This is a genomic window from Pseudomonas sp. AC463, assembly GCF_979253585.1.
Genome location: NZ_CEEDDZ010000004.1, coordinates 128,305 through 141,219, shown reverse-complemented (window position 1 = coordinate 141,219; position 12,915 = coordinate 128,305). Strand labels below are relative to the sequence as shown.

At 49.9% G+C, this 12,915-nt stretch carries 11 protein-coding genes; all 11 read left to right on the top strand.

The window, feature by feature from the left end; translation table 11 throughout:
- Nucleotides 1-30 precede the first annotated feature (30 nt).
- Nucleotides 31-351 carry a 2Fe-2S iron-sulfur cluster-binding protein gene (locus AC0IYH_RS06340; RefSeq protein ID WP_471833363.1) on the top strand — a complete coding sequence of 107 codons (321 nt, stop codon included), beginning with the start codon at nucleotides 31-33 and terminating at the stop codon, nucleotides 349-351.
- 4 nt (nucleotides 352-355) lie between these two features.
- A complete protein-coding gene (locus tag AC0IYH_RS06335; protein WP_471833361.1) occupies nucleotides 356-1,600 on the top strand; it encodes an NAD(P)/FAD-dependent oxidoreductase in 1,245 nt (414 codons plus the stop codon).
- Between the two features lie 45 nt (nucleotides 1,601-1,645).
- Nucleotides 1,646-3,109, top strand: coding sequence for an AtzE family amidohydrolase (locus AC0IYH_RS06330; RefSeq protein WP_471833359.1), 1,464 nt, complete (start codon nucleotides 1,646-1,648; stop codon nucleotides 3,107-3,109).
- A gap of 922 nt (nucleotides 3,110-4,031) precedes the next feature.
- Nucleotides 4,032-5,183, top strand: a complete 1,152-nt coding sequence (locus AC0IYH_RS06325; protein ID WP_471833357.1) for an acyl-CoA dehydrogenase family protein — start codon at nucleotides 4,032-4,034, stop codon at nucleotides 5,181-5,183.
- A 58-nt stretch (nucleotides 5,184-5,241) separates the two neighbouring features.
- Complete coding sequence (locus tag AC0IYH_RS06320) at nucleotides 5,242-6,099, top strand: amidohydrolase family protein (protein ID WP_471833355.1); 858 nt, start codon at nucleotides 5,242-5,244, stop codon at nucleotides 6,097-6,099.
- Between the two features lie 35 nt (nucleotides 6,100-6,134).
- The gene (locus tag AC0IYH_RS06315) at nucleotides 6,135-6,902 is read left to right on the top strand and encodes an enoyl-CoA hydratase/isomerase family protein (RefSeq protein WP_471833353.1); all 768 of its coding nucleotides are present in this window, start codon (nucleotides 6,135-6,137) and stop codon (nucleotides 6,900-6,902) included.
- Between the two features lie 73 nt (nucleotides 6,903-6,975).
- Entirely contained in the window at nucleotides 6,976-7,461 is a 486-nt protein-coding gene (locus tag AC0IYH_RS06310; protein WP_471833351.1) for a MaoC family dehydratase, read from the top strand.
- Nucleotides 7,461-8,711: a CaiB/BaiF CoA transferase family protein gene (locus AC0IYH_RS06305; protein ID WP_471833350.1), complete on the top strand. Its 1,251-nt coding sequence runs from the start codon at nucleotides 7,461-7,463 to the stop codon at nucleotides 8,709-8,711. The genes AC0IYH_RS06310 and AC0IYH_RS06305 overlap by 1 nt, the downstream gene beginning before the upstream one ends.
- Before the next feature lie 589 nt (nucleotides 8,712-9,300).
- Nucleotides 9,301-10,293: an MDR family oxidoreductase gene (locus tag AC0IYH_RS06300; protein WP_471833349.1), complete on the top strand. Its 993-nt coding sequence runs from the start codon at nucleotides 9,301-9,303 to the stop codon at nucleotides 10,291-10,293.
- 28 nt (nucleotides 10,294-10,321) lie between these two features.
- A complete protein-coding gene (locus AC0IYH_RS06295) occupies nucleotides 10,322-11,053 on the top strand; it encodes an SDR family NAD(P)-dependent oxidoreductase (protein WP_471833348.1) in 732 nt (243 codons plus the stop codon).
- Between the two features lie 648 nt (nucleotides 11,054-11,701).
- Nucleotides 11,702-12,751 carry a 2,5-dihydroxypyridine 5,6-dioxygenase NicX family protein gene (locus tag AC0IYH_RS06290; RefSeq protein ID WP_471833347.1) on the top strand — a complete coding sequence of 350 codons (1,050 nt, stop codon included), beginning with the start codon at nucleotides 11,702-11,704 and terminating at the stop codon, nucleotides 12,749-12,751.
- Nucleotides 12,752-12,915: the final 164 nt, after the last annotated feature.

Below are 12,915 nucleotides of genomic sequence, written 5' to 3'. Positions count from 1 at the left end.
TTTCCAAAACTTTGATCGAGAGAGGGCGCCATGCCTGATATTTACATCACAGATCGTGCTGGTAATACCCACCTTATCGCGGCGATGAACGGCCTATCACTGATGGAAACGGCTCGCGACAATGGTGTCGACGACATGATGGCTCTGTGCGGAGGTTGTACGTCTTGTGCCACTTGTCACGTGTACATTTCATCTGTCCCTGATGCCGCTGACTTACCGAGCATCAGTGACGAAGAAAGTGACCTCCTAGACGGCAGTGATCACCGGCAAGTTAACAGCCGTCTCTCTTGCCAGATAGCGATCAATTCATCTCTGGATGGTCTGCGCGTTACCATAGCGCCAGAAGGTTAATACTATGCAAAAACACTATGACGTTCTCATCGTAGGGACTGGTCACGCGGGCGCTCAATTAGCCATGACGCTTCGCCAACTGGGCCATGTAGGGTCCATCGGGATGATTGGTGAAGAGCCATACCTTCCCTATGAGCGGCCGCCTTTATCAAAAGAGTACCTCTCGGGGGAGAAGACTGCGGAAAGGCTGATGATACGGCCTGCGAGCTTTTGGGAAAGCAAGGAGATTGCATGGGTTGGCTCTACTAAGGTCGTTCAGATCGACCCGTCTTCCCAATCTGTTCGCGCGCAATGTGGCAAAACATTTTCCTACACTAAACTGGTGTGGGCCGCAGGGGGAGCAGCTCGGCGTCTCGGGTTACCGGGCGGTGAAGCTGATAATGTTCATGTTGTTAGAACCCGTGCGGATGTTGAAGCTATCATGGAGGTGCTTCCCCAAGTGGAGCGAGTTACCGTCATTGGTGGAGGGTACATTGGACTCGAAGCTGCTGCCGCTCTGCGAAAGTTTCAGAAAGAGGTCACACTCCTTGAAGCGGGGCCCCGTGTCTTGGCGCGAGTTGCGGGGGAGCCCTTGTCACGTTTCTATGAGAAGACCCACCGTGAGCAAGGAGTCGACATACGGCTTAATGTGAGTCTCGAAGGCTTTGCCTTGCAGGCTGGATTGGTGCGGGGCGTCGTACTCTCAGAAGGCGAGGTCATACCGACCGATATTGTGATCGTAGGTATTGGAATTGAGCCATCGGTTGAACCGCTGCGCTTGGCTGGCGCTGCTGTAGCAAACGGGGTGGTGGTTGATGCTAATTGTCGTACGTCGCTTGATAATATCTATGCTGTTGGTGATTGCGCGGCACATCACAGCAAATTTTGTCAGGGAGAGATGATTCGTATCGAGTCGGTTCAAAATGCAAATGATCAAGCCAAGACAGTGGCTTCGAATATCATGGGGCTGGACTCCCCCTGCGAGTCGATACCTTGGTTCTGGTCCAATCAATATCATCTAAAGCTCCAGACAATGGGGTTGTCACGTAATCATGATACGGTTTTGATAAGAGGAAGCTTGGAAGCGGAAAGCTTTTCAATTTTATATATTCGGCAAGGAAAGTTGATAGCAATTGATGCTGTTAACTGCGTTAAAGACTACGTGCAAGCGAAAGAGTTGATCGCCTCTGAGGCGTTGATAGATCCCATCATTGCGGTCAATTCCGAAATGCCACTTAAACATGCATCGCTGCTGTCGGTTGCTTCCTAATCGGGATGGGTGGGGTTAACAATCATAATTATGCGGGAGACACATATGCTGGGTGACTCTACCGAAGCCGAGCAAGGGTCAGCGGTTGACGCCAATTACCGTTTACTCGAAGGGTTGATGACTCAGGTTTCCAGTTGCCTGAGTCGCGCTGATTCTGGGCCTGGCGAGCCGGCACATTCTGACGGCGTCGTGGCGGTCCACCAGCATTCTCGCATGTGCGCGCCGAGCGTAATTGAAAACCTGGAAGGGTTTATGCTCAATGCTCAGCTAAAGAACAGTCATATCAATGCGGTTACCCGGTTTCTTCCAGAGCGTGCCCGGATAGATATTACGGCTGCTGAAGCCATCCACGCCTCTGCAAGCGCCAACAACACACTGTGCGGCGTCCCTTACGTCGTAAAGGACCTTTTTGATGTGGAGGGATATACCACCACTGCGGGTGCAAAGATGCGCTTGGATTTTCCGGTTGCAGTGGACGATGCGACGGTTATTCATAGTCTGCGCAACGCGGGAGCGGTGCTGGTGGGCACAACCAATATGGATGAGTACGCCTATGGGTTCGCGACGGACAATCATCACTTTGGTGTGACGAGAAACCCGCATGATTTGGAGCGGATTGCCGGTGGCTCCTCGGGTGGCTCGGCGGCTGCAGTGGCTGCTGGGATCGTACCGTTCGCGTTGGGGTCCGACACCAACGGATCCATCCGAATTCCTGCGGCCTTGTGCGGTATCTACGGGCTTCGAGCGTCACACGGCAGTGTTCCAGTTAACGGCGCATTCCCTTTTGTGGATGAATTGGATGTAGTCGGCCCCTTAGCGGCATCGTTGGATATCCTACAAACTGTTTACAATTGTATTGCAGGTCAAAGGCGTCCCTACCGCAATTCCGGTCGTCTGCGGATTGCTACACTGGACACATTATTTGCTAACACAACTGAAGCGGACTTTATTTACAGTCTTGCCGACCTAAAAAGCCGTGTTGATAATTGTTTGACCGCGGAAATTCCCTGGATAGAGGAAGCGCGGGCCGCGGCTTTCATTCTGACCGCTGTAAAAGGCAGTTACCTACATAAGAAGGATCTTGAAAATAGACCGTTGGACTTCGATCCAGCAGTGAGGGATCGGCTTATTGCAGGACGCCAGTTGCCCGCGCATTATTTACTTGAAATTGAAAAGTTTAAGATAAAGTTTAATGCTATTTTTGGTTCGATCTGGCAAGAAGCAGACGTACTCATTGCTCCGTCTGCGCCATGTGTAGCACCGCTTATCTCGCAGAAGGAGATAGTGCTAAACGGGGCGTCCGTCTCAGCGAGAAGCCACTTGGGCGTCTTTACGCAGTCGTTCGGATTGCTCGGGTGCCCGGTACTTGCTGCGCCTATTTATCGCCCAGGAAAGTTACCCTTGGGTTTGCAGTTGATCGCTGCGCGTGGCTGTGAAGACGATTTGTTTAACGTTGCCGCACGGTTGGAGGCGCTCGGCATCACGGGGGTTAGTCTACCCACACCTTAGGTGGGTTTTGTGAAGCAGGATTAGTGAATGTGGGGCAACTGTGTTGATTGGTCGGGCTGCGATCGTGCAACCCGTGGATAACCCATACGTCGTTCGTTGCTTTTCAAAAATCGTCTACGTGACGACTATTGGTATTTTTCGGCGAACTAGTGGATTTGCTGTCACGTTTCAAGGTCGCGGTGTGACGTCCTACAACCGTATCCATTATCGGTTTCTTCGCTCGGGCGTATAGGTTCATGTCCGAATGGGAGCCTGATGCGGCGTAGTGTCTATGACTTTGGGAAATAGTTGGCGCAACGCATTTTTTTAATAATAAAAATTAGCCCAGCTGATAAAATACTTAGTTCTATGACGACTTTTACCCTGAACTGCTCAGCCAATGAAGCGGCGTGCACCGATATAACTGGTCGTCCTGCTGGTCATCAACCAGCAAGAATGGGAGTAGGCGACTGCACGTTATTAATGGCATTCGAGGCATCGGTAAATGAGCCAAGCGAGGTGACGACAACCCGTATTCTACTCCAACATTTTGAAAGAACGTCACGTTGTGGCCAGCCCACACCTCAATCCACGATGCGCAGAGCTTTGTGTTTAAGCTTTGGCAGACGGCCTCATTGGACGTGGAGGGTCAGTGATCCATCTGAAATTCCTTCAGCCGAATGGCGGTTATATTAATTTAATTAATAGCAATAGAAAAAATCAACGTGTGCAATACTAAATTTTTGGTCATATCATTCAGTTGAGTAAGCAAAAATAACACAAGGGATAACTTGATAAGTTAAACGTGTTCTGATGAGGCAAGGACGTAGCGATTCGGGTGTTGGAAAAGCAAAGTTTAACGTTCTGGATCCGCAGCCTAGTTGCCAGCGAATGTGTTGATTGTGAGTAAACCTTCCTTATTTATATAAGAGATTCGGCAGCTATGTTTGATCTATCGGAAGATGAGTTGCAGGTACGTGATCTGGTGCGTCGCGTGGCTCAAGAGCGGGTGTCGATGAGAGCCGCGAAAATAGACGAGACGGGCGAATACCCGCAAGACATGTTCGATTTGCTGAAAGAGCTCGGATTGTTCACGCTTCCTTACCCAGAACAATACGGGGGCATGAACAGTATGATGGCGTCATGTCTTGCAATCGAAGAGTTTGCACGCGTTTGCTACAACACTGCCTATCTCCTGGTGGTCCAATGGGATCAGTTTGCGATGCTACTGGGCGGCACTAAGGAGCAACAGGAAAAGTACCTGCCTCGCTTGGCTTCAGGGGAGATCCGGGGAGCATTTTCGTTGACTGAGCCTCAAAGCGGTTCGGACGTTGCCGGAATCAAGACGCGCGCTGTCCGTGATGGGGATGGGTATCGGATCACCGGTTCAAAAATATGGTGCACCAATGCCTCTGTTGCGGATTTCGTACTCGTGGCGGCAAGGGTGGGTGACAAAGACGAGCGAGGTGTTCTCAATCTATTCATTGTCGAACCGAACATGGAAGGATTCAGCATCGGTCCCAAGGAGAACAAAATGGGCGGCAGAGGGGTGCCATCTTCTCCTCTCTACTTCGATAATGTTTACGTCCCGGAATCGAATCGTATAGGCGACGAAGGAACAGGGTTCGCGATAGCAATGGATGAGTTAAATCGCGCGCGACCTGTAGCTGCAGCCAGAGCGTTAGGCCTGGCTCAAGGGGCGATGGACCATGCAATTGACTTTATCAAAGAGCGACAGGCTTTCGGGCAAAAAGTCTCTGACTTCCAAGGAATCCGCTGGATGATCGCTGATATGGAGACTCAGATATCCGCCTCCCGAAACTTAGTCTACCAGGCGGCTCGCGCGGTAGATAAGGGGATAAAGGGCTATGAGCTACGTCACATGGCGTCCATTGCTAAATTGCACGCCACCGAAACCGCGATGAAGGTAGCGACCGAAGCAGTCCAACTATTTGGCGCCTATGGGATCTCAAACGAGTATCCGATAAATCGATATTTTCGCGATGCGAAAGTCCTACAAATTGTTGAGGGTACCAGTCAGATTCAGCGAAATATAATTTCGCGAAATATACTCGGAAAAGTGCAGTCTTCGTAGTGAGGCTTACACGCGCAATGTCTTAGCCTGATATTTAATTCGCAGTCGGAGATAGAGAATGAGCAAGCCAATTGATATTTTAGGGCACCTGTTTACCCCTGAGTCGATCCAAAAGCATTTCGTCGAGGACGAGGAGGAAAATGAAGTCTTCCAGAATATTGGAAGGGCGCATACCCTTAGAGGCTATACCGTTCCTGAGTTCAAAGAGTACGCGGCGGAAACCGGTATTGGAAAAGTTCATATCGCAGCCTTTTTCGGATGGAGCTTCCGTAAGCAAAAACCTTATCTTCAAGTAACACCGGAAGAAGTTTATGAAGTTACACGCCAACTGCCTGGGCAAGCCTATGGCCTGTTTGGTGTCAATCCTTATTCCGGACTCGAAGGTTGTAAACAGCTGGAGGTAGCGGTAAAAGAGTACGGGTTTGTTGGTATTCACATACATCCTCACGGTTTTGACCTGGGTCCCGACCATGCGTATTACTACCCCTTCTATGCAAAATGTGTAGAGTTGGGGATCCCGGCAGTGGTTTCGATGGGCCACACACTGGATTACATGCCTATTGAACCTGGCCGTCCGGCGCGCCTTGATCGCGTCGCATTGTATTTCCCGGAATTGACAATTGTGTGTACACACACCGGGTGGCCTTGGATTGAAGAGGCAATCGCCCTGGTTTCCAAACACCCGAACATGTACCTCGGTACCTCGGCATATTCACCGAAGTACTGGAAACCGGAAATGAAACATTTTATCAATAGTTGGGGCCAGGACAAGGTCCTGTGGGGGTCGGACTTTCCGGTTCTTAAACACCCTGAGTCGCTGGCACAGATAGATGAGTTGGACTTGCGCGAAAGTGCGAAGAAAAAACTGTTGTACGAAAACGCTTTGAAAGTATTCCCTTACGATCGGTATAAGTGATTCATCATTCCAGTACTTCGATGGTAGGAGAAGCTATGCGTCAGTCGGTCTGTTATGAAATTGAAAACTCAGTGGCTACGATCACCATTGCTCGAGAGCATCGAAGGAACTCGGTGGACAATGAAGCACTCCAGTTGTTGCTTGACGCGCTCACGGTCTTGCAGGCTGAGAAAATCACTGCGTTAGTCTTAACGGGTGAAGGTACGAAAGCATTTTGTGCTGGCTCAGATTTGAAAGCCCTGGCTGACTATACTTACGAAGCCGCGAAAATTCATACCAAACTATTTCTTCAATGTACTGAAATGCTGGAAGAAATGCCTTGCGCCACCATAGCCGCCATCGAAGGATTCTGCTTGGGTGGCGGCTTGGAGCTGGCGCTCGCGTGTGACGCGCGTATTTGCAGCGGTGATGCGGTTTTCGGTTTCCCTGAGATCACAGTCGGTGCCCTACCTACGGGTGGTGGAACCGTCAGTGCTCCAAGAGCAATTGGTTTTGCCAGAGCCCGAGAGATGTTGGTGTTTGGTGAAAAAATTGATGCGCAGACCGCACAAGAATGGGGGCTTGTCACCACAGTGGTCGAGTCTGGCAACGCATTTACCTCAGCACTTGATAAAGCAAGACATTATGCAAGTCGCGTCGATCCCTCGTCTGTGGCACTGCTTAAGCAAATCCTGATCGGCGGATATGGAGCACCCGGGAGTACCGGGAGAGCCATGGCCTACATGGCGGACAGCGTCCTTTTACAACGGGATTCATTTAAAAACGCTGTGGGTGGGTTCGGGAATAAAAAGGACAGTAACTAAATAGACATTACGCTCAGGGTGTCTATGTTGATTGACATGGCCGTGATCGAATGACGGTCAGCGATGAATCTAAATGATGGGTAAGTTTATGAAAATATTAGGCGTCGGGCTTTACTTAGAGGACTTGCCGAAGGGCGAAAAGTTTAAAACGTTCGGCCGTACGGTCACAGAGGCTGACTTGGTGAATTTTGTCAATACGACGGGAATGACGGAGCTATTGTTCGTTAATACCGAGTTTCTCAAAACCGAGTCAGAAATCAGTAAGCGTTTTGCGCCGGGCGCTCTTACCTTTAGCTTCGCAGAAGGAATGCTGGCGGTCTATTCAAGCCAAATGACGGGTCAGGCTTTCCTGGGGTTAGAGCTTTCCGTTAAGGCGCCAACCTACATTGGTGACACTATACACGTTGAAACAGAGATCATTGAATCGCGCAGAAGCAAGAGCAAGCCTCATGTGGGCATTGTTAAGTCTATCAATAGCGTGGTTAATCAGAACGGGGAGGTTGTCATGGCATACCAGGCAACGCGAATGATCAGTGCCAGGACGACAGGAGAGTTGTGATGTCGACACCTGCGGCTGAATCTGCACATCTGAATAAACAGGATGAAAGTATGCCAGGTCCCATGGAGGGTATTCGTGTCGTCGATTTGAGCGTAAACATTCTGGGTCCTATTGCAACCCAGATGATGGGCGATATGGGCGCGGATATTATCAAAGTCGAGTCTCCAGATGGGGATTTCATGCGTTCCGTAGGCCCAAGGCGTCATGAAGGTATGGGCGCTTTTTTTATGAATATGAACCGGAATAAAAGAAGTATTGTTCTGGATCTAAAAGACGGAAAGTCCAAGGAGGCGCTGTTCAAGCTTTTAGACAATGCGGACGTTTTTATTCACAATATGCGTCCCGGCGCCATGGAGCGCCTAGGGCTTGATTACAACTCGATAAAGCATCGTTACCCGCGGCTTGTGTATGCGTGGGCCAGTGGGTTTCGTAAAGATAGCGATCGTCGAGAGGTGCCGGCCTATGACGACGTGATCCAAGGCATGAGTGGGATCGCAGATTTGTTTCGGCGTCGAAATGGAAAGTTCGAGTACATCCCTACAATGATCGCCGACAAGGTCTGCGGGTATGCGCTTGCCATTGCTGTATCTACAGCTCTTTTCCATCGTGAGCGAACCGGTCAAGCCCAAGAAATTCATGTCCCCATGTATGACACTATGGTGTCATTTAATTTGATAGACCACCTCTGGCATGGGGTGTTGGATGAGCCAGAAAAAGGATTAGGTTATCCAAGGGCACTGACGCCCCTGCGCAGACCTTATGAAACAAAAGATGGTCACATTGCTGTAATGGCAAGCACTGACCAGCATTGGTCCCGTATGTTTACGCTGCTAGGGTGTCCCGAATTAGTGGGCGACCCCAGGTATGCTAAAGCCTATGACAGGGTACCTCGGCTTGAAGAGTTATATTCATGGGTCGCTGCGAAATTAGTGGAGCGAACCACTGCTGAGTGGCTGGTTGACTTAGAAGCCGCGCAGATCCCTGCTGGCCCCATGAATAAACTTGAGGATGTAGTTGACGACCCTTATCTTCGAGACGGCGGTTTTTTTATCAAAAAACAGCACCCCTCCGAGGGGAGTACGGTCACGATGGCACATACGACGCACTACTCTAAATCTCCTGCATCCAGCTATAAAGAGCCACCGCGCCTTAGTCAGCATACGGCTGAGGTGTTGAGGAGTCTTGGTTACAGTGACTCAGACGTCGCGGACATTATCTCTAAATCTTTTGTTGGTAAACTCGATACGTAACCTGGCGCATGGTTGGGCTGGGGAGAAGCGCGCTTTGCCACTCTATAGGAGTCGCTTATATTACCCGTATTTGGGGGGGGGCTTGGGCTTCGATTGAACTTGCGGGACAAGGCCACCCTAGGTACGCCGCGCGTATTACATCTTCAATTGTGCAGAGGTCGGTATGCCGGAGTGTCAACTGTTCCCCTGAATGTTGACAGGATAACATCGCAAATAGGTGAGCGGTGAGAGAGGGCGCTGGCGTGGGGGCATTCTTCACCAAAATCAAAAGCATTTGCTACGCTGACCAATGTATGCGCGATATTCAGAATGGATAAGTATTTCTAATCACGACAGTTGGAATCGACACTATTCGTTCGCTGCCCGCCGACTGTAGCAATCAAGAAGTTTGAGGTCATGCATGCTTGTCTGATAGGTTCGTGAGTAATGGGTCTGAATTGGGCGTCTAACGCGGTAGATTAGCTGAAGTAATAGTTGAGAAAATTATATCAATTTATAATTCAGTTGAGTTATGTAACGTTATCCCCTGAGAAGCTTCTCTCAATAGCCGATTTTCTGATAATGACAAAACTGTTTATGAGGATTTTACATGCCTGATTCACGTATCAATGCATTGCTAGTCAATAAACACGAGCAGGTGGCCTCTGCAGAAATAGGATCTATAACCAGGGACAGCCTCCCTGAGGGCGATACGATCGTTGAGGTCGACTGGTCCAGTATGAACTACAAAGACGCGATGGTCTTGAAGGGGATTGGGGGATTGGTTAAGCACTACCCCCATGTGCCGGGAATTGATCTCGCTGGCCGTGTTATAGAAACGACAAACCCCAATCGAAAGGTCGGAGAAGAAGTTCTTCTGACGGGCTGGCGGGTTGGTGAAAACCGTTTCGGGGGTTACGCGCGACAGGCGAGAGTCCCTGGCGAATGGCTAACACCGCTGCCGAGCGGCTTGGATCTCCGTACCGCTATGGCAGTGGGTACCGCAGGACTCACTGCAATGTTGTGCATAAACGCACTCGAGCGTCAGGGGTTGACACCTAAACAAGGTCCTGTGCTTGTCACCGGCTCAGGCGGCGGTGTTGGATCGGTCGCGGTGCTTTTACTGTCTGCACTGGGGTACGACGTTACAGCGGTTACGGGAAGGGAACACTTGACAGGTTACCTCCGAGATTTAGGTGCTCGCCAGGTATTGAATCGGTCAGAATTGGAATTCAACAATAAGCCACTCGAACGCGAGACGTGGGCCGGTGCAGTTGATAGCGTGGCAGGGGATCAACTTTCTAGAGTGCTGGCACAAATTAAATATGGCGGTTCGGTGGCCTGTTGTGGGCTTGCAGCGAGCCCTAATGTACAACTATCGATTATCCCATTTCTGCTCCGTGGTGTTAATGTTCTTGGCATTGACAGTGTAATGCAACCCGCAGAAGCCCGAGTTGAAGCGTGGAAGCGCATTGCTAAAATACTACCGCAAGACAAGATGGCGGAAGTAACACAAGTCGTCAAGATGGCTGAGCTTCCTGCGCTCGCTGACAAACTTTTGTCTGGCAATGTGCGTGGTCGCTTAGTTGTTAGTGTTAATTAACATATTCAGTAATCGACGAGGTTTAACTATGCGTGACAAAAAAACGGTTTTAATTACGGGTGCCAGTGGTGGGATGGGGCTAGCCACCGTGTTACGTCTCGCCGCTGATGGTTTTCGTGTGATCGCGTTAGACCGTGATATCGGCCCTGTGAGTGCGTTAATCGAAAACAATAGCATCGACGGCAAAGCGTTCAAAGTCGATCTAACTAATGAACGCGAAACTCGAGCTACGATTGCGCAGGCCGAGAGGGAGGTCGCTCCAGTTGATGCGCTAGTCAACATGGTTGGCTGGACAAAAGAGGGTCGCTGGGTGGAGGAGGATAGTACCTATTGGAAACAATTGGTAGACGTCAATTTCATGTCTGCACTTTATGTAACACATTCGGTTGTTCCTGGCATGATCGTACGAAAATCCGGAAAAATCGTTTGCGTAACTTCTGACGCGGCACGTGTTGGTTCAGGTTATGAAGCCGTGTACGCGGGAACAAAAGGAGCATTGGCCGCGTGGAGTAAAAGTATTGCTCGTGAACTCGCCCGTTACAACATCAATGTGAACTGCACGGCCCCGGGACCTACCAATACGCCTCTAGAACAAGATGCTGATCCCGAAGTTGTTGCGCGGCGTGTAAAAATGATTCCGTTCCGGCGTTGGGCTGAACCTGAAGAACAGGCCGCTGCAGTTTCTTTTCTAGTATCGGACGATGCCAGTTATATAACCGGTCAAATTCTCAGTGTTAGCGGTGGCCTCACCATGAGTTAAATACTTTTTAAGTTGACATGTTCTGGGCGTCGCCGTGTGGTGTGATGCCCAGCATTTTAATTTCACATCACGTCTTGCCTAACTTAAAATTCGGCCACGATACAGCTACCAAGAAGCTGCGGGAATGACCTTTGTTTCAGCAGCACTCCACGGGTAAGTGAATCTGCTAAATAATGTTTTAGCGGCGGGAGTAGGAAGATCTCCCGACAATCACGACCTGACAAAACACCGGGTTGGTCTGAGCTCCATCGTATTTTCGGTATGGTCCAGCGCATCAAATTGAGTTCATCATTTTCGCTTTCCGGTATTCTTGACGTGCTTCGGACGACGTCTTGCAATAGCGCATATTTACTCTGAGACCCCGATCGTCAGCGGTCCAGGCTATCAAGTGGTCGATGTCGACCTACGACTGCTCGACACTTTGGTAAATAGGTCGCTATCTCCGAAGATAGGTTGATAAATGGCTTGAAATGGAGGGTGGCGGAACATGCTGATCACCCAGCGTCTGATAATTCGCGTGTAAAAACTGTTCAAGTCATAAGGGATTATTATAATTAATAACAACACAAAATATGATGCGTTGCCCTGTCGTTTTTACCTATTTAGTCTTATTATATACTTTTAATCAATACCGTATGAGATGCTTACATGGATAACCTTAGTTTGATGTTTCAAGCTTCTGATGTCGCACTGGACCACCTCTGTCTACAAAAGGGGGAGGAGGTGCTTCTGACGGCTGACAGTGGAACGGACATGAGATTGGTCGAGCTGCTGGCAGGCGTCATCAACCGGCGTGGCGCGCGTGCGACAACCCTGATTATCCCGCGCCTGCCCTTCCAGGGCCAGCTTGCCGATAACTATATATCGATTTTAGTTGCAAGCGCTATGAAAGCGGCGGACCTCTGGATTGATATGACCTTTCCGTATCTTGCAGGTTCAACGGCATGGGATGAAGCAATGAGTGCCGACAAGGTTCGGTATTTCTTGATGGGCGACCTTAGGTTAGAGTCATTTTCACGCATGTTCGGACTGGTAGATTTCGATGCGTATTTTGAAGCGCAGGATCTATTTGATGAGTTCTTTGGTCAATCGGAGGGTAAATCATGTCGCATTACCACGCCAGACGGTTCCGATTTCACGTTCACGTTAGGTCCGAAATCGACGTTCGTCAAACCCCGTTACGCAGACAAGCCAGGATTTTATCTTGTACCAGGGGCGTGTACCATTCCGGTGAAGATCGATACTGCGAGCGGAACCGTAATTGTAAGGTCTGGTTTTCATGATTACTTTGAAAGCCTGCCGCAGCCTGTCAAGTTAACCGTTGATAAGGGCCACATTATCTCCGTTTCAGGGGGTGGATCTTCGTTGAGCGCACTGAAGAGGTCCATGCGTCGCGCTAGCAAGGGCGAGCTGGGGATGATTATTCACTACACCCATGGCATTCACCCAGCCGCAAGAACGAATGACCGATCTTTTATCGAAAGTATGCGAGCCCACGGGCAAAATGCTTTGGGCTTGGGAATTCCTTGGTGGGAGCCGGGGGGCGGTGAAAATCACCCGGATGTGGTGCTCAGTCAGCAAACCTTGTGGGTCGATGATCAGCTGATTATTGACGACGGAATAGTGGTAGCTCCCCTTGCTCTTTCCGAAAAAATAAACGCTATGGAACCGCTGATAGTTTCTCCGTCTTTCAGGTAAACAGGCAAGCTCTCGTAGCAGTGGGAAACATTGGAAGGACAGAGCCCGCTTTATCGTGGTTTTACGTGGCGGGTTCCCCTCTGAGCCCGCAGTCTGTGGGAGACACGTTAGCTGATATTTGCGTTCAGTTGATCAAAGAATAATTTACCGAGTACCGAGTACCG